General features: G+C 59.4%; 28 protein-coding genes. 19 read left to right on the top strand and 9 right to left on the bottom strand.

Features of this window, described 5'->3' with window-relative positions:
• Nucleotides 1-127: 127 nt before the first annotated feature.
• The 6 genes from F2P67_RS10850 to F2P67_RS10825 all read left to right on the top strand — a co-directional run bounded on the left by F2P67_RS10850 (nt 128) and on the right by F2P67_RS10825 (nt 6,382).
• Complete coding sequence (locus tag F2P67_RS10850) at nt 128-1,423, top strand: OprD family outer membrane porin (RefSeq protein ID WP_166220182.1); 1,296 nt, start codon at nt 128-130, stop codon at nt 1,421-1,423.
• Between the two features lie 274 nt (nt 1,424-1,697).
• The gene (locus tag F2P67_RS10845; RefSeq protein WP_166220180.1) at nt 1,698-2,522 is read left to right on the top strand and encodes an NAD-dependent epimerase/dehydratase family protein; all 825 of its coding nucleotides are present in this window, start codon (nt 1,698-1,700) and stop codon (nt 2,520-2,522) included.
• Between the two features lie 46 nt (nt 2,523-2,568).
• Nucleotides 2,569-3,462, top strand: a complete 894-nt coding sequence (locus tag F2P67_RS10840) for an SMP-30/gluconolactonase/LRE family protein (RefSeq protein ID WP_166220178.1) — start codon at nt 2,569-2,571, stop codon at nt 3,460-3,462.
• Nucleotides 3,463-3,523: 61 nt separating this feature from the next.
• On the top strand, nt 3,524-4,495 hold the full coding sequence (locus F2P67_RS10835) for a TRAP transporter substrate-binding protein (protein WP_166220176.1): 972 nt from the start codon (nt 3,524-3,526) through the stop codon (nt 4,493-4,495).
• 79 nt (nt 4,496-4,574) lie between these two features.
• A complete protein-coding gene (locus F2P67_RS10830; protein WP_166220174.1) occupies nt 4,575-5,102 on the top strand; it encodes a TRAP transporter small permease in 528 nt (175 codons plus the stop codon).
• The gene (locus tag F2P67_RS10825) at nt 5,102-6,382 is read left to right on the top strand and encodes a TRAP transporter large permease (RefSeq protein ID WP_166220172.1); all 1,281 of its coding nucleotides are present in this window, start codon (nt 5,102-5,104) and stop codon (nt 6,380-6,382) included. The genes F2P67_RS10830 and F2P67_RS10825 overlap by 1 nt, the downstream gene beginning before the upstream one ends.
• Before the next feature lie 50 nt (nt 6,383-6,432).
• Here F2P67_RS10825 and F2P67_RS10820 read toward each other — a convergent pair whose 3' ends face one another.
• The 3 genes from F2P67_RS10820 to F2P67_RS10810 form a co-directional block, all read right to left on the bottom strand.
• On the bottom strand, nt 6,433-7,233 hold the full coding sequence (locus tag F2P67_RS10820; protein ID WP_166220170.1) for a sulfite exporter TauE/SafE family protein: 801 nt from the start codon (nt 7,231-7,233) through the stop codon (nt 6,433-6,435).
• Between the two features lie 9 nt (nt 7,234-7,242).
• Nucleotides 7,243-8,487 carry an NAD(P)/FAD-dependent oxidoreductase gene (locus F2P67_RS10815; protein ID WP_166220168.1) on the bottom strand — a complete coding sequence of 415 codons (1,245 nt, stop codon included), beginning with the start codon at nt 8,485-8,487 and terminating at the stop codon, nt 7,243-7,245.
• 170 nt (nt 8,488-8,657) lie between these two features.
• Entirely contained in the window at nt 8,658-8,999 is a 342-nt protein-coding gene (locus F2P67_RS10810) for an ArsR/SmtB family transcription factor (protein WP_166220166.1), read from the bottom strand.
• Between the two features lie 104 nt (nt 9,000-9,103).
• On the opposite strand from F2P67_RS10810, the gene F2P67_RS10805 reads away from it, so the two are divergent.
• On the top strand, nt 9,104-9,967 hold the full coding sequence (locus F2P67_RS10805; protein WP_166220164.1) for an MBL fold metallo-hydrolase: 864 nt from the start codon (nt 9,104-9,106) through the stop codon (nt 9,965-9,967).
• On the opposite strand, the gene bkdR is transcribed toward F2P67_RS10805, so the two are convergent.
• Nucleotides 9,964-10,452 carry a Bkd operon transcriptional regulator BkdR gene (gene bkdR, locus F2P67_RS10800; protein WP_008059350.1) on the bottom strand — a complete coding sequence of 163 codons (489 nt, stop codon included), beginning with the start codon at nt 10,450-10,452 and terminating at the stop codon, nt 9,964-9,966. The two genes, F2P67_RS10805 and bkdR, sit on opposite strands and share 4 nt — an antisense overlap.
• Nucleotides 10,453-10,637: 185 nt before the next feature.
• Between bkdR and F2P67_RS10795 the strand changes: the two genes are divergently transcribed.
• From F2P67_RS10795 to F2P67_RS10775, 5 genes are all read left to right on the top strand, one after another.
• Nucleotides 10,638-11,873 carry a 3-methyl-2-oxobutanoate dehydrogenase (2-methylpropanoyl-transferring) subunit alpha gene (locus F2P67_RS10795; RefSeq protein WP_090282825.1) on the top strand — a complete coding sequence of 412 codons (1,236 nt, stop codon included), beginning with the start codon at nt 10,638-10,640 and terminating at the stop codon, nt 11,871-11,873.
• A 1-nt stretch (nt 11,874) separates the two neighbouring features.
• On the top strand, nt 11,875-12,933 hold the full coding sequence (locus F2P67_RS10790; RefSeq protein ID WP_003224000.1) for an alpha-ketoacid dehydrogenase subunit beta: 1,059 nt from the start codon (nt 11,875-11,877) through the stop codon (nt 12,931-12,933).
• A complete protein-coding gene (locus F2P67_RS10785; protein WP_166220162.1) occupies nt 12,934-14,205 on the top strand; it encodes a dihydrolipoamide acetyltransferase family protein in 1,272 nt (423 codons plus the stop codon).
• A 4-nt stretch (nt 14,206-14,209) separates the two neighbouring features.
• A complete protein-coding gene (gene lpdA / locus F2P67_RS10780; protein WP_166220160.1) occupies nt 14,210-15,583 on the top strand; it encodes a dihydrolipoyl dehydrogenase in 1,374 nt (457 codons plus the stop codon).
• Between the two features lie 232 nt (nt 15,584-15,815).
• Nucleotides 15,816-16,835: a branched-chain amino acid aminotransferase gene (locus F2P67_RS10775; RefSeq protein ID WP_024013350.1), complete on the top strand. Its 1,020-nt coding sequence runs from the start codon at nt 15,816-15,818 to the stop codon at nt 16,833-16,835.
• Nucleotides 16,836-16,890: 55 nt separating this feature from the next.
• Here F2P67_RS10775 and F2P67_RS10770 read toward each other — a convergent pair whose 3' ends face one another.
• The 3 genes from F2P67_RS10770 to F2P67_RS10760 form a co-directional block, all read right to left on the bottom strand.
• Nucleotides 16,891-17,730: a TIGR03915 family putative DNA repair protein gene (locus F2P67_RS10770; RefSeq protein ID WP_166220158.1), complete on the bottom strand. Its 840-nt coding sequence runs from the start codon at nt 17,728-17,730 to the stop codon at nt 16,891-16,893.
• A complete protein-coding gene (locus F2P67_RS10765) occupies nt 17,727-18,947 on the bottom strand; it encodes a putative DNA modification/repair radical SAM protein (protein WP_166220156.1) in 1,221 nt (406 codons plus the stop codon). The genes F2P67_RS10770 and F2P67_RS10765 overlap by 4 nt, the downstream gene beginning before the upstream one ends.
• A gap of 95 nt (nt 18,948-19,042) precedes the next feature.
• Entirely contained in the window at nt 19,043-19,801 is a 759-nt protein-coding gene (locus F2P67_RS10760) for an ArsR/SmtB family transcription factor (RefSeq protein WP_166220154.1), read from the bottom strand.
• A gap of 78 nt (nt 19,802-19,879) precedes the next feature.
• Here F2P67_RS10760 and F2P67_RS10755 point away from each other — a divergent pair, with 78 nt between their 5' ends.
• From F2P67_RS10755 to F2P67_RS10735, 5 genes are all read left to right on the top strand, one after another.
• A complete protein-coding gene (locus F2P67_RS10755; protein ID WP_166220152.1) occupies nt 19,880-20,983 on the top strand; it encodes a cytochrome P450 in 1,104 nt (367 codons plus the stop codon).
• A 445-nt stretch (nt 20,984-21,428) separates the two neighbouring features.
• Nucleotides 21,429-21,806, top strand: coding sequence for a DUF6124 family protein (locus F2P67_RS10750; protein WP_166220150.1), 378 nt, complete (start codon nt 21,429-21,431; stop codon nt 21,804-21,806).
• A 169-nt stretch (nt 21,807-21,975) separates the two neighbouring features.
• A complete protein-coding gene (locus F2P67_RS10745) occupies nt 21,976-22,248 on the top strand; it encodes a helix-turn-helix domain-containing protein (protein ID WP_166220148.1) in 273 nt (90 codons plus the stop codon).
• Between the two features lie 12 nt (nt 22,249-22,260).
• Nucleotides 22,261-22,500 (top strand): pyocin S6 family toxin immunity protein, encoded by a 240-nt coding sequence (locus tag F2P67_RS10740; protein WP_166220146.1) that lies wholly within the window; start codon nt 22,261-22,263, stop codon nt 22,498-22,500.
• A gap of 8 nt (nt 22,501-22,508) precedes the next feature.
• Nucleotides 22,509-22,844, top strand: a complete 336-nt coding sequence (locus tag F2P67_RS10735; RefSeq protein ID WP_166220144.1) for a hypothetical protein — start codon at nt 22,509-22,511, stop codon at nt 22,842-22,844.
• Between the two features lie 77 nt (nt 22,845-22,921).
• Here the strand turns inward: F2P67_RS10735 and F2P67_RS10730 are convergent, their stop codons facing one another.
• Complete coding sequence (locus F2P67_RS10730) at nt 22,922-23,260, bottom strand: FKBP-type peptidyl-prolyl cis-trans isomerase (protein WP_166220142.1); 339 nt, start codon at nt 23,258-23,260, stop codon at nt 22,922-22,924.
• A gap of 163 nt (nt 23,261-23,423) precedes the next feature.
• Between F2P67_RS10730 and F2P67_RS10725 the strand changes: the two genes are divergently transcribed.
• Nucleotides 23,424-24,503, top strand: a complete 1,080-nt coding sequence (locus F2P67_RS10725; RefSeq protein ID WP_166220140.1) for a sensor domain-containing diguanylate cyclase — start codon at nt 23,424-23,426, stop codon at nt 24,501-24,503.
• Between the two features lie 9 nt (nt 24,504-24,512).
• Here F2P67_RS10725 and F2P67_RS10720 read toward each other — a convergent pair whose 3' ends face one another.
• The gene (locus F2P67_RS10720) at nt 24,513-24,818 is read right to left on the bottom strand and encodes an RcnB family protein (RefSeq protein ID WP_053121466.1); all 306 of its coding nucleotides are present in this window, start codon (nt 24,816-24,818) and stop codon (nt 24,513-24,515) included.
• Between the two features lie 429 nt (nt 24,819-25,247).
• Here F2P67_RS10720 and tcuC point away from each other — a divergent pair, with 429 nt between their 5' ends.
• Nucleotides 25,248-26,540, top strand: a complete 1,293-nt coding sequence (gene tcuC, locus F2P67_RS10715; protein WP_166220138.1) for an MFS transporter — start codon at nt 25,248-25,250, stop codon at nt 26,538-26,540.
• Nucleotide 26,541 lies beyond the last annotated feature (1 nt).

Genomic DNA, 26,541 nt, shown 5'->3' with positions numbered 1-26,541 from the left:
AATGACAGAAGGTCATCGTATAACTTCTGATTGACATTCCCGAAAAACCTAGGAAATATCCGCAACCATGTTGTACGACGACGTATAACAAATAATAAAAACAACAAACGAAACAGGGAGCGTCACAGTGAGCACACTCGTCCGCAATTCCGTCCGCCCTTCACGTTTTTTCCTCACCCACCCGCGTTCTACCCTCAGCCTGATCGGCTGCAGCAGCCTTGCCCTCGCACTGCCGATGAGCGCCAATGCCGAAGGTTTTCTGGAAGACAGCAAAGCCACGCTGAACCTGCGCAACGCCTACTTCAACCGCAACTTCGTCAACCCCGCTTACCCGCAGGGCAAGGCTGAAGAGTGGACGCAGAACTTCATCCTCGACGCCAAATCCGGCTTCACTCAAGGCACCGTCGGTTTCGGTCTGGACGTGCTCGGTATGTATTCGCAAAAGCTCGATGGCGGTAAAGGCACGGGCGGTACGCAGTTGCTGCCGATCCACGATGACGGGCGCCCGGCAGACAATTTCGGCCGGCTCGGCGTGGCGCTGAAAGCCAAGGTGTCGAAGACTGAACTGAAGGTCGGGGAATGGATGCCGGTGCTGCCGATCCTGCGTTCCGACGATGGCCGCTCCCTGCCCCAGACCTTTCGCGGCGGCCAGATCACATCCACCGAGATCAATGGCCTGACCGTCTACGGCGGCCAGTTCCGGGGCAACAGCCCGCGCAACGACGCGAGCATGGAGGACATGTCAATGAACGGCAAAGGCGCGTTCACCTCCGATCGCTTCAACTTCGGAGGCGGCGAATACACCTTCAACGACAAGCGCACGCTGGTTGGCGTGTGGTACGCCGAACTCACTGACATTTATCAGCAGCAGTATTTCAACCTCAGCCACAGCCAACCCGTCGGCGACTGGACGCTGGGTGCCAACCTCGGCTTCTTCACCGGCAAGGAAGACGGCAGTGCCCAGGCCGGCGACCTCGACAACAAGACCGCATTCGCCATGCTTTCGGCCAAATATGGCGGCAACACCTTCTATGTCGGTCTGCAGAAACTGACCGGCGACAGCGCCTGGATGCGCGTCAACGGCACCAGCGGCGGCACGCTCGCCAACGACAGCTACAACGCCAGTTATGACAACGCCAGGGAAAAGTCCTGGCAACTGCGCCACGACTACAACTTTGTCGCCCTCGGCATCCCCGGCCTGACCATGATGAACCGCTACATCAGCGGCGATAACGTGCATACCGGGGCGATCACCGATGGCAAGGAATGGGGCCGCGAGTCGGAACTGGCCTACACCGTGCAGAGCGGGCCGCTAAAAAATCTCAACGTGAAATGGCGTAACGCGACGATTCGCCGGGACTTCAGCACCAACGAATTTGACGAGAACCGGATCTTTATCAGCTACCCGATTTCGTTGTTGTGATCTGTGGCGAGGGGGATTTATCGAAACGTCGCACCGCCCCGTTCGGCTGCGCAGCAGTCGTCAGCGTTCGTCCTGATAAATGAAGGGGCTGCTGCGCAACCCGACGGGGATAAATCCCCTCGCCACAGGGTCTGCGCACGGAACTGGAATCGGAAGAGCCTTCCGTCATTTACACCCAAAGTCGCGTTGACAAGATCAAGAAACCGTACCGATACTTCAGAACAGTCATACGACAACCTACAACAAACCAATAACAATGTGTCCAGGGATTGCCATGACGACTACCTCTACCCCACGCGTTCCTTTCAACCGCCTGCTGCTCACCGGCGCCGCCGGTGGTCTGGGCAAAGTCCTGCGCGAACGCCTGCGCCCCTACGCCAATGTCCTGCGCCTCTCGGACATTGCCGCCCTCGCCCCGGCCACCGATGATCGCGAAGAAGTCGTGCTGTGTGATCTGGCCGACAAACACGCCGTTCACCAACTGGTCGAAGGCGTCGACGCGATCCTGCATTTCGGTGGTGTGTCCGTGGAACGGCCGTTCGAGGAGATCCTGGGTGCCAATATCTGCGGGGTCTTTCACATCTACGAAGCCGCGCGCCGGCATGGCGTGAAACGGGTGATTTTCGCCAGTTCCAACCATGTCATCGGCTTCTACCAACAGGACGAGCACCTCGACGCCAGCTCCGCCCGCCGCCCCGATGGTTACTACGGCTTGTCCAAGTCCTACGGCGAAGACATGGCCAGTTTCTACTTTGATCGCTACGGCATCGAAACCGTCAGCATCCGCATCGGCTCCTCATTCCCCGAACCGCAAAACCGCCGAATGATGCACACCTGGCTGAGCTTCGACGACCTCACGCACCTGCTCGAGCAGTCGTTGTATACGCCGAATGTCGGCCACACGGTTGTCTACGGGATGTCCGACAACAAAGACGTCTGGTGGGATAACCGCTTCGCCAGCCACCTCGGATTCAGCGCCAGGGACAGCTCCGAAGTGTTTCGCGAAAAAGTCGAGGCGCAGCCCATGCCGGCCGCCGATGACCCGGCACGGATCTATCAGGGTGGCGCCTTCGTGGCTGCCGGCCCGTTCGGCGACTGATCTGTCCGCTTGATCCCCCTCTCCAATAAAAACCAAGGGAATGAGTATGCAAGCCGAATTGATCGTCGACGCGCGCAACGCCGTGGGTGAAAGCCCGGTCTGGGTGCCGCAGGAAAATGCCTTGTACTGGGTCGACATTCCTAACGGCGGCCTGCAACGCTGGAGTGCCGACACCGGCCATGTCCACGCCTGGAAAGCCCCGGAAATGCTCGCCTGCATCGCCCGTCACAGCCGTGGCGGCTGGATCGCCGGCATGCAAAGCGGCTTTTTTCATCTGCATCCGCACAACGACGGCAGCCTCGACACTGAACGACTGGCCAGCGTTGAACACAGCCGCGAGGACATGCGCCTCAACGATGGTCGCTGCGACCGTCAGGGTCGTTTCTGGGCCGGCAGCATGGTCTTGAACATGGGCCTGAATGCGCCCGAGGGCAAACTCTATCGATACAGCGCCGGCCAGTCTGGCGTGATTGAAGCTCAACTGGATGGCTTCATCGTGCCCAACGGCCTCGGTTTCAGCCCGGACGGCAAGACAATGTATCTCTCCGACTCGCACCCTGATGTGCAATTGATCTGGGCCTTCGATTACGACACCGAAACCGGCACCCCGTCCAACCGCCGGGTGTTTGTCGACATGAACCACCACGCCGGCCGCCCGGACGGCGCCGCTGTCGACGCCGAGGGTTGCTACTGGATCTGCGCTAACGACGCCGGCCTCGTTCACCGCTTCACACCGGACGGACGCCTCGACTATTCGCTGTCGGTACCGGTGAAAAAACCGACCATGTGCGCCTTCGGTGGCAGCCGCATGGACACCTTGTTCGTCGCCTCGATTCGCCCCGGCGACGATCACGATCCGCAGTCCCTGGCTGGCGGGGTGTTTGCCCTGAAAACCAGCGTCAAAGGCCTGCCGGAACCCTTGTTCGACGATTTGCTGTAACCCGCCTCTGCTGCATCGCTGTGCCTTGAACACAAAAATAACAAGACTGGAGACACCCCCAATGGACTTCAAACGCACGTTGCTCGCCGCTGCACTTCCGCTGGCCTTCACCTTTGCCGGCGCCGCCCACGCGCTGGAAATCAAGTTCGCCGACATCCACCCCGCTGGCTACCCGACCGTAGTGGCTGAAGAACAACTGGGCAAAACCCTGGTCGCCGACAGCGACGGCAAACTGACCTTCAAGATGTTTGCGGGCGGCGTGCTCGGTTCGGAAAAGGAAGTGGTCGAACAGGCCCAGGTCGGCGCGATACAAATGGCCCGCGTCAGCCTCGGCATCGTCGGCCCGGTGGTGCCGGATGTGAACGTGTTCAACATGCCGTTCGTGTTCCGCGATCAGGCGCACATGCGCAAGATCATCGACGGTGAAATCGGCGACGAAATTCTCGACAAGATCACCAACTCCGAATTCAACCTCGTCGCCCTGGCGTGGATGGACGGCGGCACGCGCAACCTTTACACCAAGAAACCGGTGCGCAGCCTCGAAGACCTCAAGGGCATGAAAATCCGTGTGCAAGGCAACCCGATGTTCATCGAAACCATCAACGCCATGGGTGGCAACGGCATCGCAATGGACACCGGCGAAATCTTCAGTGCCCTGCAAACCGGCGTGATCGACGGCGCAGAAAACAACCCGCCGACCATGCTCGAACACAACCATTACCAGAACGCGAAGTTCTACAGCCTGACCGGGCACCTGATCCTGCCCGAACCCATCGTGATGTCGAAAATTACCTGGGACAAACTCACCCCGGATCAGCAGGCGCTGGTGAAGAAAGCCGCCAAGGCTGCGCAGGCCCAAGAGCGCACGCTGTGGGACGCCAAGTCGGCCAGCAGCGAAGAAAAACTCAAGGCGGCCGGCGTCGAATTCATCACCGTCGACAAAAAACCCTTCTACGAGGCCACCGCCTCGATCCGCGAAAAGTACGGTGCGCCTTACGCCGATCTGATCAAGCGCATCGAAGCCGTTCAGTAACCCTCCCTGCTCTCAACGAAAGGCCCGGCAGCGCCAACCTCGCCTGAGGTGCGCGCCTGCCCGGTTACGGTGGAACCCGATGAAGAATTTGCTGCTGAGCATCAATGACCGGATCTACATGGCCTGCATCTGGGTCGCCGGTCTCTCGGTGCTGTCGATTGCCCTGATCATCCCCTGGGGCGTGTTCGCCCGTTACGTCCTCGGCACCGGCTCAAGCTGGCCAGAGCCCACTGCCATCCTGCTGATGATGGTCTTCACCTTCATTGGTGCCGCCGCCAGTTACCGTGCCGGCGCGCACATGGCCGTGGCCATGGTCACCGACCGCTTGCAACCGGATCTGCGCCGTGCCATGAGCATCGTTTCGCAACTGCTGATGGGCACCATCTGCCTGTTCATGGCTATTTGGGGCACCAAGCTGTGCCTGTCGACGTGGAACCAGTTCATGAGCGCCCTGCCCACGTTACGCGTGGGCATCACCTACCTGCCGATCCCGATTGGCGGCGCGCTGACGCTGATTTTCGTGGTGGAAAAACTGCTGTTCGGTGATCAAAGCAATCGCCGCGTGGTGCGTTTCGATCTGGTCGAAGAAAACGAAGGGGCTGCCTGATGGACGCACTGATTCTGCTGGGCAGTTTTATTGTATTGATCCTGATCGGCATGCCGGTCGCGTATGCCCTCGGGTTGTCGGCGCTGATCGGCGCGTGGTGGATCGACATTCCCTTTCAGGCCCTGATGATTCAGGTCGCGGGCGGGGTGAACAAATTCTCGCTGCTGGCGATTCCGTTCTTCGTCCTCGCCGGGGCGATCATGGCCGAGGGTGGCATGTCGCGGCGCCTGGTGGCCTTCGCCGGTGTGCTGGTGGGTTTCGTGCGCGGCGGCCTGTCGCTGGTCAACATCATGGCCTCGACGTTTTTCGGTGCAATCTCTGGCTCGTCGGTGGCGGACACCGCGTCGGTCGGCTCGGTGCTGATTCCGGAAATGGAGCGCAAAGGCTATCCCCGCGAATTCTCCACGGCAGTGACCGTCAGCGGTTCGGTGCAGGCGTTGCTGACGCCGCCGAGCCATAATTCGGTGCTGTATTCGCTGGCGGCGGGCGGCACGGTTTCGATTGCTTCGCTGTTCATGGCGGGCGTCGTCCCGGGCCTGTTGATGAGCGCATGCCTGATGGTGCTGTGCCTGATCTTCGCGAAGAAACGCGACTACCCGAAAGGCGAAGTCATCCCGTTGCGTGAAGCCCTGAAGATCTGCGGCGAAGCGCTGTGGGGCATGATGGCGATGGTGATCATCCTCGGCGGCATCCTCTCGGGGATCTTCACCGCCACCGAGTCGGCGGCCATCGCCGTGCTCTGGGCGTTCTTCGTGACCATGTTCATCTACCGCGACTACAAATGGCGCGAACTGCCGAAACTGATGCACCGCACGGTGCGCACCATTTCGATTGTGATGATCCTGATCGGTTTCGCCGCCAGCTTCGGCTACATCATGACCCTGATGCAGATCCCGGCGAAGATCACCACGCTGTTCCTGACCCTGTCGGACAACCGCTACGTGATCCTGATGTGCATCAACGTCATGCTGCTGTTGCTCGGCACGGTGATGGACATGGCGCCGCTGATCCTGATTCTGACCCCGATCCTGATGCCGGTGATTCTCGGCATCGGCGTCGACCCGGTGCAGTTCGGCATGATCATGCTGGTCAATCTGGGGATAGGATTGATTACGCCGCCGGTGGGCGCGGTGCTGTTTGTCGGTTCTGCGGTGGGCAAGGTCAGTATCGAAAGCACAGTGAAGGCGCTGATGCCGTTTTACGCGGTGCTGTTTCTGGTGCTGATGCTGGTCACCTACATCCCGGCGATTTCGCTGTGGCTGCCGCACCTGGTGCTGTAAACCGTCGAAAAAAAATCGCAGCCCTCAAGGGCTGCGATTTCTTTTGAGTCTCAGGCGCGCAACAACATGTAGCCCGCCACCACCAGACACACACCGGCAAACCCCACCTGCAACGCCCGCGCCGGCACCCGTGCACAGAGCTTGCGACCGATGATCATGCCGACGACGCTGGCGACGATGAACGCGCCACCCTGGCCGTCGATGCGCACCCCGGCGTGGAACGAGCCGATCACGCCAATCGCGGAAATCAGGCTGATCACCATCAACGACGTGGCGACGATGCCGCGCATCTGTACGTCGGTCAGTTGCTTGAACGCCGGCACGATCAGGAAACCGCCACCAACACCGAGCAACCCGGACACCACGCCCGTAACCGCGCCCAACGCCGCAAGGGTCGCGGTGCATTTCGCCGTCCAGTCGAAACGCCCGGTCTGCTCATTGAGCATGCAGTTCTTCTGCCCCCAACTGGCATGCCCGTGGTCGCTCGGCCCTTCCTGCTGACGTTCGCGGCGCAACATGCGCCAGGCGACCATGACCATCAGCAGACTGAACAGAATCATCAGAATCTTTTCCGGCAACTGATGCGCGAAGTAAATTCCCAGCGGCGAAAACACCGCGCCCAATGCCGCAATCAGCAGCGCCGCACGGTAACGCACCAGACCATGACGCAAGCCGTCGATGGCCCCCACCGCTGCCGCACTGCCCACCGCAAACAATGCGACGGGCGCCGCTTGCGTCATCGTCCAGCCCAGCCCGAGCACCAGCGCCGGCACGGCGAGAATGCCGCCGCCCGCGCCGGTCAAGCCAAGGATCAACCCCATCACCACGCCAAACAGACTTGCCAGCAACATAGGTTTATCTCAGTCGACTCTGGACAGGCTGGTCAGCCACTCGCGGCCCTTGAGCATGCCGTTCCAGTAGAACCACGGCAGCAGCGTCGCTTTCAGCCACCACGCCGAACGGCGCGGCACGGTCGGATCCAGCGGGAAGGTCGGCAACAACTTCCCGGCATAACCGAACTCGGCGAGGATCACCTTGCCCTTCTCCACCGTCAGCGGGCACGAACCGTAGCCGTCGTACTTCAGCGGCAGCGGTTGTTGCTTGCGCAGCGCCAACAGGTTTTCCGCCACCACCACGACTTGCTTGCGCACCGCAGCAGCGGTTTTCGCATTGCTGGTGCCGCAGATGTCGCCAAGCGCAAACACCTCGGGATAACGCGGATGCTGCAGGCTGTGCGGGTTCACTTCGCACCAGCCGGCGGCGTCGGCCAGCGGACTTTGCACAATGAAGTCCGGCGCGACCTGCGGCGGCACGACGTGCAGCAGATCGAAGGTTTTCGACTCACGAACAACATTGCCGTCAGCGTCCTTGCGTTCGAACCAGGCGGTTTTCGCCGGCCCGTCGACCTTGACCAGATTGGAGTTGAACGCCAATTGCGCGTTGTATTTTTCGATGTACTTCATCAGGGGCGGGACGAACGTCGCCACGCCGAACAGCGCGGCACCGGCCAGATTGAACTCGACTTCGACCTTGTCCAGCACGGCAGTCTTGCGCCAATAATCGCACGACAGATAAAGCGCTTTTTGCGGCGCCCCGGCGCACTTGATCGGCATCGCCGGTTGGGTGAACAGCGCCTTGCCGCCGCGCATTTTCTGCACTTGATCCCAGGTGTATTGCGCGTGCTGGTAGCTGTAATTGGAGGTCACACCGTTCTGGCCAAGGCTGTCTTGCAGACCTTCGATTTTCTCCCAGGCCAGGCGCAGGCCGGGGCAGACGATGAGGTTCTGATAGCTGACCGTGCGTTGATCGTTGAGGGTGAGTTGACGTGTGTCCGGGTCGATGCCGGTCACCGCTGCCTGAATCCACATGGCCTGACGCGGCATCACCTTGGCCATCGGCCGTGCGGTGTCTTTGACGTCGTAGGCACCGCCGCCGACCAGCGTCCACGCCGGTTGGTAGTAATGGTGCGTGGCCGGTTCGATGACCGTGACCTTCAGGGTCGGATCACGCTTGAGCAGGCTGGCGACGAAGCCGATGCCGGCGGTACCGCCGCCGATGACCACGATGTCTGCACTGATGGATGGGCCCCAGTGTTGATCGTTCATTGCTTGTTCCTTATTGCTGCACGCAAGGATTTCTCAGCCTTCACCTAAAACCAGTGTGGGAGCGGGCTTGCTCGCGAAAACAGTAGATCATTCAACATTGATGTCGACTGATACGACGCCTTCGCGAGCAAGCCCGCTCGCACATTTTGATCCAGTGCTGGCCGGCATTTTTATGGATGACCCCAGCTTTTCAGCACCGCGCCGCAATACAGCCCGGACAGGGTTTTCATTACCTGAATCACTTCAGGACTGGCGAGACCGTAAAAGATGTACTTGCCTTCACGACGGGTCGCGACCAGTCCTTCATCGCGCAAGATGCCCAACTGCTGGGACAGCGTCGGCTGCCGCACGCCGGTCATTTTCTCCAGCTCGCCGACATTGCGTTCGCCTTGGGTCAGTTGGCACAGGATCAACAACCGATCCTCATTGGCCAGGGCCTTGAGCAACGAGCAGGCCTTGGAGGCCGAGGCGCGCAGTTGGGCGACTTCACATTCGGTCAGACTGGATTGCATTTGCAGGATGCCTTCAACGTCACTTAAGCTGCGAACATTATGTTTTTACATAAAGTGTTGCAACCCATGACTGACTTTTCCTCCTCTTGCACAGGTTCGTGTCCATGCCCGCGCTGATTGAAGCTTTTCTCGACCCCGCCTCCTCGACCTACAGCTACGTGGTCTACGAAGCCTGCGGCGGGCAGTGCGCAATCGTCGATCCGGTGCTCGATTACGACGGCGCCGCCGGGCGCACCTGCACCGCGCAGGCGGACAAGATCATTGCGTTCGTCCGCGCGCATGACCTGCAAGTGCAATGGTTGCTGGAGACTCACGCCCACGCCGATCACCTGTCCGCCGCGCCGTATCTGCGCCGTGAACTGGGCGGCAAAATCGCGATTGGCGAGTCGATCAGCAAGGTGCAGAACGTGTTCAAGGCGCTGTTCAATCTGGAGCCGGAGTTCTGCGTCGACGGCTCGCAGTTTGATCACCTGTTCGCGCCGAACGAATCGTTCCGGATCGGCAACCTCAAAGCCACGGCCCTGCACGTCCCCGGCCACACCCCGGCGGACATGGCCTACTTGATCGACGGCGAACAGATCCTGGTCGGCGACACGCTGTTCATGCCCGACGTCGGCACCGCCCGCTGCGATTTTCCCGGCGGCAACGCGCATCAGTTGTTCAACTCGATCCACAAGCTGCTGGCCTTCCCCGCCAGCGTGAAACTCTACGTCTGCCACGATTACCCGCCCGAGGGTCGGGAATCGCAGTGCCAGACGACTGTCGGCGAGCAGCGCAAAAACAATATTCATGTGCATGACGGCATCGACGAAGCGGCGTTTGTCGAGATGCGCACCAAGCGTGATGCCGGGCTGGGGATGCCGACGCTATTACTGCCGGCCATTCAGGTCAATGTGCGGGCGGGGGATCTGCCGCCGGCGGAGGACAATGGCGTGACTTACCTGAAGATCCCGATCAACAAACTTTAAGTGCCCAGCGTCAGACCATTCGCCGGCAGCGGCAACGCCGTTTTGTAGCGCACCTGCTTGAGCGCAAAGCTTGACCGGATATTCGCCACACCGGGGACTTTGGTCAGAAAGTCCATCATGAAGCGCTCCAGCGACTGAATGGTCGGCACCAGAACCCGGATCAGATAGTCCGGGTCGCCGGCCATCAGGTAGCACTCCATCACCTCGGGGCGATCCGAAATCGCTTCTTCGAAATGCTGCAATGCTTCCTCGACCTGCTTCTCCAGGCTGACGTGAATGAACACGTTGACGTGCAGCCCCAACAGGTCGGCATCGAGCAGCGTCACCTGCTCGCGAATCAGCCCTAATTCTTCCATTGCCTTGACCCGGTTGAAGCACGGCGTCGGTGACAGATTCACCGAGCGTGCAAGGTCGGCGTTGGTGATGCGCGCGTTCTCCTGAAGGCTGTTGAGAATGCCGATGTCGGTACGGTCCAGTTTGCGCATGAGACAAAACCACCTGTTTTTTATGTTTATGCAGAATTTCTATCTGCAAATGATCTTCAGCGCAACGAAACAGAGATAAATATTCTTCTTGCCCGAGCCTATGATTGTTGTAGGACAAGATTTCTTTCACCCAAGAATGATTGCCAGCTCACTACAAGAAATTCACAAGATCGAGCGTAGAAGCCATGACCCAAGCGTATGAACCGCTGCGTCTGCACGTCCCTGAACCCTCGGGCCGTCCAGGCTGCAAAACCGACTTCTCCTACCTGCATCTGACTGATGCCGGCACGGTGCGCAAACCTCCCATCGACGTAGAACCCGCCGACACCGCCGATCTGGCCCGTGGCCTGATTCGCGTGCTCGACGATCAGGGCAACGCCCTCGGCCCCTGGGCCGAAAACGTGCCAGTCGAGATCCTTCGCAAGGGCATGCGCGCCATGCTCAAGACGCGGATCTACGACAACCGCATGGTGGTCGCCCAGCGTCAGAAAAAAATGTCGTTCTACATGCAGAGCCTTGGCGAAGAAGCCATCGGCAGCGCTCAGGCCCTGGCCTTGAACATCGACGACATGTGCTTCCCGACCTACCGTCAACAAAGCATCCTGATGGCTCGCGATGTTCCGTTGGTCGATTTGATCTGCCAACTGCTGTCCAACGAGCGCGATCCGCTCAAGGGCCGGCAGTTGCCGATCATGTACTCGGTCAAGGACGCCGGTTTCTTCACCATTTCCGGCAACCTCGCGACCCAGTTCATTCAGGGCGTGGGCTGGGGCATGGCTTCAGCGATCAAGGGCGACACTAAAATCGCTTCGGCCTGGATCGGCGACGGCGCCACCGCCGAATCGGACTTCCACACCGCCCTGACCTTTGCTCACGTCTACCGTGCGCCAGTGATCCTCAACGTGGTCAACAACCAGTGGGCGATTTCGACCTTCCAGGCCATCGCCGGTGGTGAAGCCACCACCTTCGCCGGACGCGGCGTCGGTTGCGGCATTGCTTCGCTGCGGGTCGACGGCAACGACTTCTACGCAGTTTACGCCGCCTCCGCCTGGGCTGCAGAACGCGCCCGCCGTAACCTCGGCCCGACCATGATCGAATGGGTCACCTACCGCGCCGGCCCCCACTCGACCTCCGACGATCCTTCCAAATATCGTCCCGCCGACGACTGGAGCCACTTCCCGCTGGGCGACCCGATTGCCCGCCTCAAGCAGCACCTGATCAAAGTCGGTCACTGGTCGGAAGAAGAGCACGCCGCCGTCAGCGCCGAGCTTGAAGCCGAAGTGATTGCCGCGCAGAAACAGGCCGAACAGTACGGCACCCTCGCGGGCGGCCAGATTCCGAGCGCCGCGACCATGTTCGAAGACGTCTACAAAGAGATGCCGGAGCACTTGAAGCGCCAGCGTCAGCAGTTGGGGATCTGACATGAACGATCACAACAACAATATTCAGCTGGAAACCGCCATGACCACGACCACCATGACCATGATCCAGGCTCTGCGCTCGGCCATGGATGTGATGCTTGAGCGTGACGACAATGTGGTGGTATTCGGTCAGGACGTCGGCTACTTCGGCGGCGTGTTCCGTTGCACCGAAGGCTTGCAGACCAAGTACGGCACTTCCCGCGTATTCGACGCACCAATCTCGGAAAGCGGCATCGTCGGCGTCGCCGTCGGCATGGGTGCTTACGGTCTGCGTCCGGTCGCCGAAATTCAGTTCGCCGACTACGTCTACCCCGCTTCCGACCAGATCATTTCCGAAGCCGCCCGCCTGCGTTATCGCTCGGCAGGAGAATTCACCGCGCCGATGACCCTGCGCATGCCTTGCGGCGGCGGCATCTACGGCGGCCAGACCCACAGCCAGAGCATCGAGGCGATGTTCACGCAGGTCTGCGGTCTGCGCACCGTCATGCCCTCCAACCCGTATGACGCCAAAGGCCTGCTGATCGCCTCCATCGAAAACGATGACCCGGTGATCTTCCTCGAGCCAAAACGCCTGTACAACGGCCCGTTCGACGGCCACCACGACCGCCCGGTAACCCCGTGGTCGAAACACCCGCAAGCCCAGGTTCCGGACGGTTACTACACCGTGCCGCTGGACGTTGCCGCGATCACGCGTCCGGGCAAGGACGTGACCGTGCTGACCTACGGCACCACGGTTTATGTATCACAAGTCGCTGCCGAAGAGTCCGGCGTTGACGCTGAAGTCATCGACCTGCGCAGCCTGTGGCCGCTGGATCTGGAAACCATCGTCAAATCCGTGAAGAAAACCGGCCGTTGCGTGGTGGTTCACGAAGCCACCCGCACCTGCGGTTTCGGCGCTGAACTGGTGTCGCTGGTGCAAGAGCATTGTTTCCATCACCTGGAAGCGCCGATCGAACGCGTCACCGGTTGGGACACTCCCTACCCGCACGCACAGGAGTGGGCGTATTTCCCAGGGCCGTCCCGAGTGGGCGCGGCGTTGAAACGGGTCATGGAGGTCTGAATGGGCACGCACGTTATCAAGATGCCAGACATCGGCGAAGGCATCGCAGAAGTAGAACTGTCGCAGTGGCACGTCAAGGTTGGCGATCTGGTCGTAGAAGATCAGGTGCTGGCGGATGTAATGACCGACAAGGCGATGGTCGATATTCCGTCGCCGGTGCACGGCAAAGTGATTGCGCTCGGTGGTCAGCCGGGTGAGGTGATGGCGGTTGGCAGTGTGCTGATCAGCATCGAAGTGGAAGGCGCGGGCAATCTCAAAGAGTCCGACAAACCGGCTCCCCTTGCAGCGAAAGAAACACCGGTCGCAGCAAAAGTTGAAGCGGTCGTTGAAAGCAAACCCGCCGCGCCACGTACGGCGCCGGTTTGCCAAGGCCCGATGGTTGCCCGTGAAGCCGATGAGCGCCCGCTGGCCTCTCCGGCCGTGCGCAAACATGCGCTGGATCTGGGCATTCAATTGCGCCTGGTGCGTGGTTCTGGCCCGGCTGGTCGCGTGTTGCACGAAGACCTCGACGCCTATCTGGCTCAGGGTCAATCGAACGCATCGTCACCGGCAGCCACCGCTTACGCCCAGCGTAACGATGAAGAACAGATCCAGGTTATCGGGATGCGCCGCAAGATTGCCCAGCGCATGCAGGACGCCACTCAACGTGCTGCCCACTTCAGTTATGTCGAAGAAATTGACGTCACCGCGATCGAAGAACTGCGTGCACACCTGAATGAAAAACACGGCGCCAGCCGTGGCAAGTTGACCTTGCTGCCGTTCCTCGTGCGTGCATTGGTCGTTGCCCTGCGCGAATTTCCGCAGATGAACGCCCGTTATGACGACGAAGCGCAAGTCATCACCCGCCTCGGCGCCGTGCATGTCGGCGTCGCCACCCAAAGCGATGTCGGCCTGATGGTGCCGGTGGTGCGTCACGCCGAGGCTCGCAGCCTGTGGGACAGCGCCGCCGAGATTTCCCGTTTGGCCAACGCCGCCCGCAATGGCAAGGCGAGCCGCGATGAACTGTCCGGCTCGACTATCACCCTGACCAGCCTCGGCGCCTTGGGCGGCATTGTCAGCACGCCGGTGCTGAACCTGCCGGAAGTGGCCATTGTCGGCGTGAACAAAATCGTCGAACGCCCGATGGTCGTCAAAGGCCAGGTGGTGATCCGCAAGATGATGAACCTCTCCAGTTCCTTCGACCACCGCGTGGTCGATGGCATGGACGCGGCGCTCTTCATCCAGGCCATTCGTGGCTTGATCGAACAACCCGCGACCCTGTTTGTGGAGTGACGCAATGCAAACTCTGAACACCACGCTGCTGATCATCGGCGGCGGCCCCGGCGGTTACGTGACGGCCATTCGCGCCGGGCAACTGGGCATTTCGACGATTCTGGTCGAAGGCCAATCGCTGGGCGGCACCTGCCTGAACATCGGCTGCATTCCATCGAAAGCTCTCATTCATGTGGCCGAGCAGTTTCACCAGACTCAACATCACAACCAGCATTCGGCACTGGGCATCAGCGTTGCGGCGCCGACGCTCGACATCAGCAAAAGCGTCGAGTGGAAGGACGGCATCGTTGACCGCCTGACTACCGGCGTCGCCGCGTTGCTGAAGAAGAACAAGGTTCAGGTCATCAATGGCTGGGCCAAGGTTATCGACGGCAAAACCGTTGAAGTCGGCGACACCCGTATCCAGTGCGAACATCTGGTGCTGGCCACCGGTTCGACCAGCGTCAACTTGCCAATGCTGCCGATTGGCGGCCCGATCATCTCTTCCACCGAAGCATTGGCACCGAAGTCGGTACCGGAACGTCTGGTGGTGGTCGGCGGTGGTTACATCGGTCTGGAACTGGGCATTGCTTATCGCAAGCTTGGCGCCGAGGTCAGCGTGGTCGAGGCACAGGATCGTATCCTGCCGGCCTATGACGCGGAACTGACCCAACCGGTGCATGAAGCTCTGAAGCAACTGGGGGTGAAGCTGTACCTGAAGCACAGCGTGATGGGCTTCGACGGTACGTTGCAAGTGCGCGATCCGAACGGCGACACCCTGAATCTGGAAACCGATCAGGTGCTGGTGGCTGTGGGGCGCAAACCGAACACTCAGGGCTGGAATCTCGAAGCGTTGAATCTGGACATGAACGGCTCGGCAATCAAGATCGACAGCCGCTGCCAGACCAGCATGCGCAATGTCTACGCCATCGGCGACCTGAGCGGTGAGCCGATGCTCGCTCACCGCGCCATGGCTCAGGGCGAAATGGTTGCCGAGCTGATCAGCGGCAAGACCCGCGAATTCAACCCGACCGCCATTGCCGCCGTGTGCTTCACCGACCCGGAGCTGGTAGTGGTCGGCAAGACGCCGGATGAAGCCAAGGCTGCCGGACTGGACTGCATCGTGTCGAACTTCCCGTTCGCGGCCAACGGCCGGGCGATGACCCTGGAATCGAAAACCGGCTTCGTGCGAGTGGTCGCCCGTCGGGACAATCATGTGATTGTCGGCTGGCAGGCGGTGGGTGTCGGAGTCTCGGAGCTATCGACCGCGTTCGCGCAAAGCCTGGAAATGGGCGCGCGACTGGAAGACATCGGCGGCACCATCCACGCGCATCCGACCCTGGGTGAAGCGGTGCAGGAAGCGGCGTTGCGTGCATTGGGGCATGCGTTGCACCTGTAATAGAGGGTGGCTTTGATGGCCCCTTCGCGAGCAAGCCCGCTCCCACATTTGGAATGCATTCCCCTGTGGGAGCGGGCTTGCTCGCGAATTCTTGAGGTCAACACGAACTATCTGTCTGTCATCCGATAGTCCGGGCTGCGAAACCGCTCAAGAATGAAGTATTGTTGTGCCCATCCAAAAAACGTCAGAAGCCTTGAACCGTTTCGACGGTTGTTCAGTGATAGAGGGTGTCATGGGTAACGAAAGCATCAATTGGGACAAGCTGGGTTTTGACTACATCAAGACCGACAAACGCTATCTGTCGTACTTTCGCGATGGCGAGTGGGACAAAGGCACCCTGACCGAAGACAACGTGCTGCACATCAGCGAAGGCTCGACTGCCCTTCACTATGGCCAGCAGTGCTTCGAAGGCATGAAGGCCTATCGTTGCAAGGACGGCTCGATCAACCTGTTCCGCCCGGACCAGAACGCCCTGCGTATGCAACGCAGCTGCGCGCGTCTGCTGATGCCGACAGTCGACACCGAGCAGTTCATCGAGGCCTGTAAAGCCGTGGTTCGCGCCAACGAGCGCTTCATTCCGCCATACGGCACCGGCGGCGCGCTGTACCTGCGTCCGTTCGTGATCGGTGTGGGTGACAACATCGGCGTGCGCACCGCTCCCGAGTTCATCTTCTCGATCTTCTGCATCCCGGTCGGCGCCTACTTCAAGGGCGGCCTGACCCCGCACAACTTCCAGATCTCCAGCTACGACCGCGCTGCCCCACAAGGCACTGGCGCTGCCAAGGTCGGTGGCAACTACGCCGCGAGCCTGATGCCGGGTTCGAAAGCAAAGAAAGCAAACTTCGCCGATGCGATCTACCTGGACCCGATGACCCACACCAAGATCGAGGAAGTCGGCTCGGCCAACTTCTTCGGGATCACCCACGACAACAAGTTCGTCACCCCGAACTCGCCATCGGTACTGCCGGGCATCACCCGCCTGTCGCTGATCGAACTGGCCAAATCGCGTCTGGGCCTGGAAGTGGTTGAAGGTGACGTGCTGATCGACAAGCTGTCCGACTTCAAAGAAGCCGGCGCTTGCGGCACCGCTGCCGTGATCACCCCGATCGGTGGCATCAGCTACAACGACCACTTGCACGTGTTCCACAGCGAAACCGAAGTCGGCCCGGTTACCCAGAAGCTCTACAAAGAGCTGACTGGCGTGCAAACCGGCGACATCGAAGCGCCAGCGGGCTGGATCGTCAAGGTTTGATCTGACGGCCAGAACCACTAAAGAAGCCCCCATCGAGTGATCGATGGGGGCTTTTTTATCCGCTGCGTTCAACACCTTTCAGCGCAATCCGCTTGCCCGCGCGCGTAGAAATCCCGCTCGCCTGTCCATCCTGCTGTTTGCCCATGCGCGCCTGAGTGATCAGCTGCGGGATCAACTCGCCTTCCGGCAGATTCTTCCAGAACCGCACCGGCAGATGACCCTGCATCACTTTCGGGTTCAACCGCGCCGGGTTGAAGATATGGCTGTAATAGGTCAGCCACAGATCACCGTGCGGATCGTCGACGTTTTGCGCCAATTGTTGCCATTCGGGCGGGCATCGACGTTCGTGAATCAGTTGCTCGCCATCGTAGTAAACACCATCACGCGGCGTGGCGATCAGCCAGCGATGACGACCCATGCGCCCGATGAAGTGTTCGCTGGCGCTGTGCAGGATGTCGTGGGCCGGTTCGTGCCACGCCACGTATTGTGGGCCTGGCAAAGCTTTCGGTCGTTCAATGAATCGCACGAATGCATGCAAATGATGGGCTTCGCGACTCACTTGCTTGATCCGCCGTTGCAGCTCGCTACCCAGTTTGTCGCCAGCCATCATTGCCGTGCGGTCGCCGTGACTGACGCGCCACAACACCTCGTACAACAGGCTCCAGCGTTGATCGCCGCGATAGCGTGCGGCGTTTTCCAATGTGTCGAGCAATGCCCGTGGAATACGCGCCTGAAACGGCCCCTGCCCTTCAGGAACCGGGTGATCACTGGCGAACAGATCACCCACGCCTTCCGCCGCCCAGCTCACCAGACTCGGGTCGATTTCATGACTGAGCAACCAGCGCGCCTGCTGGCGCCAGGTGTCGAACAGATCGTCGCAATCGAGATTGATCACCCCCACAACCCCATCTGCTGCGGCGCTGGCCGGTCGCGCAATTGTTGATAAAGCAAATGGCTGGTCACTTCAGCTTGCTGCGGGTGGTAGTCGCTGGTGATGATGAACGGCTTGGCCTTTGCCAATACGCAACGCATGCGCGCCACGTCTTCGTAGCGGATACGCCGTTGCCGGCGCAATTCGACCAGCCGTTCAGTGGTGCGCAGGCCGATGCCGGGAATGCGCGCGATCAATGAAGCCTCGGCACGATTGAGGTCGAGCGGAAACACCTCACGATTCTGCAGTGCCCAGGCCAGTTTCGGATCGATGTCGAGCGCCAGATTGCCCGGCCCCTTGAGCAGTTCATCGGCGCTGTAGCCATAACGGCGCAGAAGAAAATCGGCCTGATACAAACGGTGTTCGCGCATCAGCGGCGGCGCAGCCAAAGGCACACTTTTCGGGCTGTCGGGAATCGGACTGAACGCCGAGTAGTAGACCCTGCGCAGACGGAAATTGCCGTAAAGAGCCTGGGCGCCGTGAAGGATCGTGCTGTCGTCCGTGTCATCGGCGCCGACAATCAACTGCGTGCTTTGGCCCGCCGGAGCAAATTTGGGGGCGCGAGGTTCGTTGAGTACGGTTTGCTCGCCGGTGTAAATGGTTTGCATGGCCTGCTTGATCGAGCCGATGTTCTTCTCCGGCGCCAGGGTTTGCAGGCTGGCATCGGTGGGCAGTTCGATATTGACACTCAGGCGGTCGGCGTAGCGCCCCGCTTCAGCGATCAAGGCAGGGTCGGCGTCGGGAATGGTTTTGAGGTGAATGTAGCCGCGAAATTCATGCTCTTTGCGCAACAGCTTCGCCACACGCACCAGTTGCTCCATGGTGTAGTCGGCGGAACGGATGATGCCGGAACTGAGGAACAATCCGCTGACGCAGTTGCGCCGGTAGAAATCGAGAGTCAGCGTGACCACTTCCTCGGGCGTGAAGCGTGCGCGCGGGACATCGCTGGAACGACGATTGACGCAGTATTGGCAGTCGTAGAGACAGAAATTGGTCAGCAAAATCTTCAGCAGCGAAACGCAGCGCCCGTCCGGCGTGTAGCTGTGGCAAATGCCCATGCCATCGGTCGAGCCGAGCCCGCTCTTGCCCTCGGAGCTACGCTTGGGCGCACCGCTACTAGCGCAGGACGCGTCGTACTTGGCGGCGTCGGCGAGAATGCTGAGCTTGTCGATGATTTGCATGGAGCGAGCCCTATACTGTTCGGATGTACAGTATAGGGCCGACTCGACCGATTCAAGCGCAAAGTCTGCCCTTCGTCGGTCAGCGCGAATTTTATTTAGCGCGCGCTGGCAGTGACGGACGTTGCCCCGGATCGATGTAGAGGCCCCGAGGCGTCGATTTCTGGCACTGTCAGACCAAAACGCGCAGTCATTTCCTTACGTCCAAGCGCCGTCAAGGCCAGTGCCCGACTGTCCAGATCCTGCGCCACCCATTTACGCTTCAACGCCGTTTGCAGAAACGCTGCCCCCAGCGATCCGCCGAGATGCGGTCGGCGCATGCTCCAGTCCAGGCACGGGCAGGCAAACTTGCGCCGCCGCGCATTCAAATCCTCCACCTCGATACCCAAGCCCTTGAACGCAGCTTCGCCGATGTCGCTCAAGCGATAGGCCTGCTCATCAGTCTCCACCAGCCATCCAGCCTCAAGCAGGCGGTCATGCAGCAACACCGCCAGTGTCCCGGCCATGTGGTCGTAACAGGTTCGGGCAAATTGCAGGCGATCCGGCGTGTGTGGCTTGTAAGTCGGTGTGGCGCTCTGGCCGATCACCATCAAGGCTTCCAGCGCCTGGGCCACGCGTTTATCGGCAAGGCTGTAATAACGATGACGGCCCTGAACGTGCAGACGCACCAGCGCCAGATCCTTGAGTTTGGCCAGGTGCGCGCTGGCGGTGGAGGCGCTGACTTCGGCGATGGCCGCCAACTCCGTGCTGGTGCGGGCGTGGCCGTCCATCAACGAGCAGAGGATTTTGGTACGTGCTGGCTCGGCGATGGCGGCGGCCACCTGCGAGACGCCAACGTCTTGATGTTCTGCGTGCATACTTCGCTCCCGGACGAATCATCGCCGCTGGGCAATGAAGATACTCGCATCACTTTCCCGACGACAAGGCTGCGAACCATGGACCCGATCATCGCTGCAACTCATGCCGATCCTTATCCTTATTACGCCGAACTGCGTGCTCAGGGCGGCTTGACCTTTCATCACGGCCTGAAACTGTGGGTCGCCAGCAGCGCCCGCGCGGTGTGCGCAGTGCTGGCGCATGCCGATTGCCGAGTGCGCCCGCTGCAGGAGCCTATACCGAAAACGATTGCTGACGGCATGGCCGGACAGGTATTCGGTCAGTTGATGCGGATGAACGACGGCGAGCGCCAGCGTTGCCCACGGTCAGCGATCGAGCCGTCCATTCAACTGATTGATCTCGACACCGTCCGGGCGCTGGTGAATACACGCCTGATCAGCCCGGACGCCGATGGCTTATACAAAGCAATGTTTCGGAGCCCGGTGTGCGTGGTGGCAGCACTGTTGGGATTCTCGCCAGCACAATGCCGGGCGATCAGTGAGCTGACTGCAGATTTCTCCGCTTGTCTGTCGCCGTTGAGCAATGAGCTGCAACGGGCGGCAGCGCACGTGGCGGCGGAGCAACTGCGCGGTTATTTCATCGAGTTGCTGGCCGAAACGCACGGCGATTTACTCAAAGCCATCGAACAACGGTTTGCAGGCAATGAAGAAACTCTCATCGCCAATCTCATCGGCCTCTGTTCGCAGACATTTGAAGCAACTGCCGGGCTGATCGGCAATGCCCTGATCGCGTTACAACGACAGCCGCAATGGCGCGACGTGCCGCTGGAGCGGGTGCTGGCAGAAGTGCAGCGCTTCGATCCGTCGGTGCAAAACACGCGACGGTTCGTGGCACAGACCTGTGAGATTGATGGCATGCGCGTCGAGGCCGGCGATGTGATTCTGGTGCTGCTGGCCTCGGCCAATCGCGATCCGCTGCTGAATGAAGCACCTGACACGTTTTTGCCTGATCGCCCGAATCGGCGCAGTTTCAGTTTCGGCAGCGGCGTTCATGAATGTCCGGGGCAGAGGCTGGCAATGGAAATTGCCGGGGCGACTGTCAGGGAAATCCTTGAACACGGTGTGAAGCTGGAGCAGTTGACCTGGCATTACCGCCCTTCTCTCAATGGACGGATTCCAATGTTCAGTTTCGTCGGTGCTTGATAGTCCGCCTTCGCGGGCAATCCCGGTTCCTACAGAAGTTTCACGCATATCCAGGGACACTGTATGAGCAAAGCTTGCTCGCGAAGAGGCCCGGAAAAATAACGCATCATTTCGGCATCATCCACGAGGCTACGTTGCCTTGCGCCTTTGCCTACAACTACGCCAGAATCCGCCGGCTTGTGCGGCTTGTGCGGCTTGGGGAGCGCCGGTAACTTGATTCGCGTCACTGAATGTTCAGTGATCGGGTTTAGTCGCTCGGTAATCTATTCAATCTGCACATATTCCAGACAGTTAGTATTTCGATACCTTGCTCAATGGTAGCTGTGCACAGGGCATCTGCGGGTGCGCCGGTTTGAGTGGGTTTCCGGTCGACTAACCTGTGCATAGCTGCCACCTTCTGGTTTAGTCGCGAGCTGGTGTCAGCATCACTTTGGAAACCTGCTCAATGTTCAAAGTAACGCCGAATCCACCTGAAACAGATGCCATACCCAATTCAGATCCAGCATCCCCGTACTGCGCTCTCGATCCGACAAAACTGAACGACACCGCCGAACGCGCCCTCGATCACTACCTCAAACCTCACGTCTCACCACAGCGAACCCCGAGCACCATGTTTGTCGTCGCGCCGAACACGGACACCGAATCCCTGCTGGCCCACGCCTGCGAATCCATGGCCTCCGCCAGCATCATGCTCAGCGACTTCGCCGGCCTGCTCGAAAAGCCCTACCGCAACACCCTGCTCGGCATCCAGCAAGTGGTGATGCTCGGCGAACTCGCCGTCAACCGCGCTCTCGACAACCTGGAGCCGCTACCCAGAAATTGAGATGCGTTCTTGTGGTGAGGGAGCTTATTCCCTCGCCACGGACAACCATTGAGAAAAAGCTCATTCTTGCGCACGTTTGCACTGTTGACTCAATGCTCTTCAAACAATGGAATCAACGTTAAGCACAGTACGCAGGCCCATTCGAATGAAGGAAAGTGGTCATCTAACCATGAAGGATCAATACTGCCAGTGCTTCTCAAATGTCTGGGATGCATTGGAAGATACGCCGCAGGACGCAGCCCATATGCGTCTGCGAACCGAATTGATGTATACACTCTGCAAGGCCATTCAGCTTTCAAACATTCCGCAACGGAAAGTGGCCTCACGACTTGGAATCACCGAGATTCAGCTAAACGATTTGCTCAAAGGCAAAATATACAATTTCACGCTGGATGCCCTGATCCATCTCGATGCCCGTGTTTCGCTTTTACACTTGTATTAAGAGCAAGTATTTATGTTTTTATGGATTAGCGGTTTTCTAAAAGATGACGCCGAAGACGACTCGCTAAAATATGAGCTGATAGTCAAACCTCAATTTGAGGCTGCCGTAATGGCTGTATTAGGCTGGAAAAACCTTGATGAAAGTCCCGATGGCGAATGGCTGCTTACAGAAACCCAAACGCTAGAAATCGCCAAAGAGCTAAACGAACAGATACCGACAGAACTCGACCTATTCATGGGCGTTAGGGGGTAACGTCCGCAGTGAGCCTAACTTTTCAAGATCCATCAGTCAGCCAGGATGAAGCCATAAAGCTCTTTGCCAGCGATTTGGACAAAAACGTCGTTTCCGCCTTGATATCCATCGGCCTGAATGAAATCGACAGAATCTGGGCTCAGGACACCTGCCTGAAATACCTCACCAGCGAAACCGAATCGATTGTGGTGTCTGCGATTACTGCCATTGGCCACATCGCGCGTCGACATGGCGAACTGGATTGCGAAACGGTCCTGCCAGCACTGGAATCCGTTAAGAGGAAGTTTCCTGCTCTTGAAGGCGTCATTGAGGACACGCTCGACGACATCGAAATATTCACCTGATGCGTCAAATATCCGAACTCCAAATATTTGGATGAGGAGTTATCGCTCCTCATCCACATCGGTTCAGCTCGCCAACCTCAATCCTCCCGCGTCAAAACCTCCAGCAATTCAATCTCGAACAGCAGATTCGAATTCGGCGGGATCTTGCCCATCGTCCGCTCGCCGTAGCCCAGATGCGCCGGCACCCGCAATTTGCGCTTGCCACCGACCTGCATCCCCATCAGCCCCTGATCCCAGCCCTTGATCACCCGGCCAGTGCCGATCACGCACTGAAAAGGTTTGCCACGGCTGTAGGAAGAATCGAACTCGGTGCCGTCTTCCAGCCATCCGGTGTATTGAGTGGTGATCAGCGCGCCTTTGACGGCGGCTTTGCCCTCGCCTACCTGAAGATCGATTACCTGCAGTTCATCATTCATAACATTCACTCTATTGTTCAGCTGGCCGCCGTTTTCCCAAAATTGCCGGTTATTGGCAACCCGCAAGCGAAGATCAATGCTGTATCCGAAGCGAGTGATGAACCATTAACATAGCCATCCGCCACTACTTCACGGATCGACTCGCCATGTGGGCAATCACTGAATGATTCAGCTCTGGATCAGCCTTGTCGTTGGCGCAGTCTTGCTGGTGGTGATTGCCCTGCTGGTTCGCCGCGAGCGCGGGTTGCGCAGGCAACTCGCCGAATACCGCGAGCTGCTGACGCGTGCCGCGCAAGGACAGAACATTCATCAGGACGGTGACGCCGAGCGTTTCAAACGCAGTCAGTATTTCGCACGCATCGGCACCTGGGACTGGGAAGTCGACAGCGATCGGCTGTACTGGTCGGACGCGATTTACGGCATGTTCGGATTCAAGATTGGCGAAGTCACACCGTCCTACGCGTTGTTTTGCTCCTGCGTACACCCGGATGACCGCGTCAGGGTGCGCGACGGTGAATTGCGCTGCCTGGAAACCGGCGAAAACCATGACGAGGAATACCGCGTGGTCTGGCCCGACGGTACGATCCGCTGGCTGCGGGAGACTGGCAATGTGGTGCGCAATGACCACGACACGGTCATCAAAATGATGGGCGTGGTGCGCGACATCACCGAAGAAAAAGCCTCGGCCAGCTACCTCAAACACCTCGCTCACTTCGACCCGCTGACCGGTTTGCCCAATCGTCTGGTGCTGGAGGAGCGACTGTCCGAAGCACTGGCCCAGGCACGCCAGAGCAACACGCGAGTCGCTTTGGTATTCGTCGATCTGAACGGTTTCAAATCGATCAACGACCACTACGGCCACGCCGCCGGCGACCGGGTTTTGACCACCACCGCCTCACGCCTTAAACGAATCCTGCGCGCCACCGACACCGTCGCCCGTATCGGCGGCGACGAATTCGTGGTCATCCTGCAAGGTCTCGCGCCGGGCCTGAATTTGCAGGACGAAGCCCGCAGCATCTGTCAGAAAATTTTCATTGAGCTGTCACCACCGATCAGCATCGGCAACGACCAGCGCCACATCGGCACCAGCCTGGGCGTCGCGGTGTATCCCGATCACGCGCCGACCATGGATCGCCTGCTGCACATTGCCGATCTGGCAATGTATGAGGCCAAGCGCAGCGGGAACAATCAGTATCGGTTGGGCGGGGAAAGCCCTGCACGGGTACATGCGCAGGGCCTTTGAATCCTGGATTTATCGCGGAACCGGTTTCATCTCGACAATCGTCCCGTTGGTAATCATCACCATGACGTACTGGTCATTGATCTGCACCCATTGCGCCTGTTCAACCGGCTTTTTCAGGCCTTTGGCTTTCCAGTCGATGGCTTTCTCGCTGCGTTGATAAATATCCGGAGCGCGGTCGTTGACCTTCAATTCGCGGTCGCTGACCGGCGATTGTACGGAGGGATCGCTTGAGGTTTGCGCCGCTTGAACAAGTGGACTGATCCCGGCGATGCCGGCGACGAGGGCCAGGCTGGCGATTAGGGTTTTGCTGTTCATCGGTGAACCTCCTTAGGTGTGTGATACCTGAACTCCGACTGCGAGGTTCGGGAATCATTCCGTGTTTTCGCTGGGTCTGGCCGGGAAAGTCTAGTCGCCGGTCAGGCCGTCATCGCTGGCAAGCCAGGCTCCCACAGGATTTTCATGTGACCGCAAATTTCACCCACGCAGCAAAACCTGTGGGAGCGGGCTTGCTCGCGAATACGGTCGCACCGGCAAAATATCTAGAGACTGACACACCGCCTTCGCGAGCATGCCCGCTCCCACAGGGTTATACGTTGCTACCAAGTGCATTGATCCGCTTTGCACATCAATCCATGCCAATAATGCAATTAACATCCTGTTACACCTGCGCCACCATCCGCCCCAATAACATCCGTGCGCTGACTCTCCGTGGCGCACGTCATAAAAGCGGTGGAGTACTTTTCTATGACAGCCTCAATCCCACACGGCGGCTCGCGGGCCGGCGCCATTTTCCGGGTGACCTCGGGTAACTTTCTCGAACAGTTCGACTTCTTTCTGTTCGGCTTCTACGCCACGCAAATCGCGGCGGTGTTCTTTCCGGCGAGCAGTGAGTTCGCCTCCCTGATGATGACCTTCGCGGTATTTGGCGCAGGCTTTTTGATGCGTCCGTTGGGGGCGATTGTGCTCGGTGCGTACATCGACGATGTCGGTCGGCGCAAGGGCTTGATCGTCACGCTGTCGATCATGGCCAGCGGCACGATATTGATTGTGTTGGTACCCGGTTACGAAAGCATCGGCCTGTTCGCGCCAGCACTGGTGTTGCTCGGACGCTTGCTGCAGGGCTTCTCTGCCGGTGCGGAACTGGGTGGAGTTTCGGTGTACTTGTCCGAGATCGCCACGCCGGGGCGCAAAGGTTTCTTCACTGCCTGGCAGTCGGCCAGCCAGCAAGTGGCGATCATTGTCGCGGCGGCGCTGGGCTACGCGCTGAATGCCTGGATGGCGCCGGACGTAATTGCCGATTGGGGCTGGCGCATTCCGTTTTTCGTCGGCTGCATGATCGTGCCGTTCATCTTTGTGCTGCGCCGCAATCTGGCGGAAACCGAAGAGTTCGCCGCGCGCAAACACCGTCCGAGCATGGGCGAAGTGTTCCGCACGTTGGGCCAGAACTGGATCGTGGTGCTCGGCGGAATGCTGATGGTCGCGCTGACGACGACGGCGTTTTACCTGATTACCGTCTACGCGCCGACCTTCGGCAAAACCGTGCTGCACCTGAGCACATCCGATGCGTTGCTGGTGACCTTGCTGGTGGGCGTTTCCAACTTCTTCTGGCTGCCGATTGGCGGCATGTTGTCCGACCGCATCGGTCGTCGTCCGGTGTTGATTGCCATGTCGCTGCTGGCGCTGGCCACCACCTATCCGGCGCTGTCGTACCTGGTGCAGGCACCGAGTTTCAGCCACATGTTGCTGTCGCTGTTGTGGCTGTCGTTCATCTACGGCATGTACAACGGCGCGATGATTCCGGCGCTGACCGAGATCATGCCAGTGGAAGTACGGGTCGCCGGTTTCTCGCTGGCCTACAGCCTGGCCACGGCGATTTTCGGCGGTTTCACCCCGGCAATGTCGACGTTCCTGATTCAGTACACCGGCGACAAGGCTGCGCCGGGTTACTGGATGAGTGTCGGCGCGCTGTGTGCCTTGTGCGCGACGCTGTACCTCTACCGCCGCGCGGGCGGCCGTCTGCAACCGGCGACAGTCTAAG

The organism is Pseudomonas atagonensis (assembly GCF_011369485.1).
Taxonomy (GTDB): domain Bacteria; phylum Pseudomonadota; class Gammaproteobacteria; order Pseudomonadales; family Pseudomonadaceae; genus Aquipseudomonas; species Aquipseudomonas atagonensis.
This window is presented reverse-complemented; position numbering and strand designations above follow the sequence as displayed.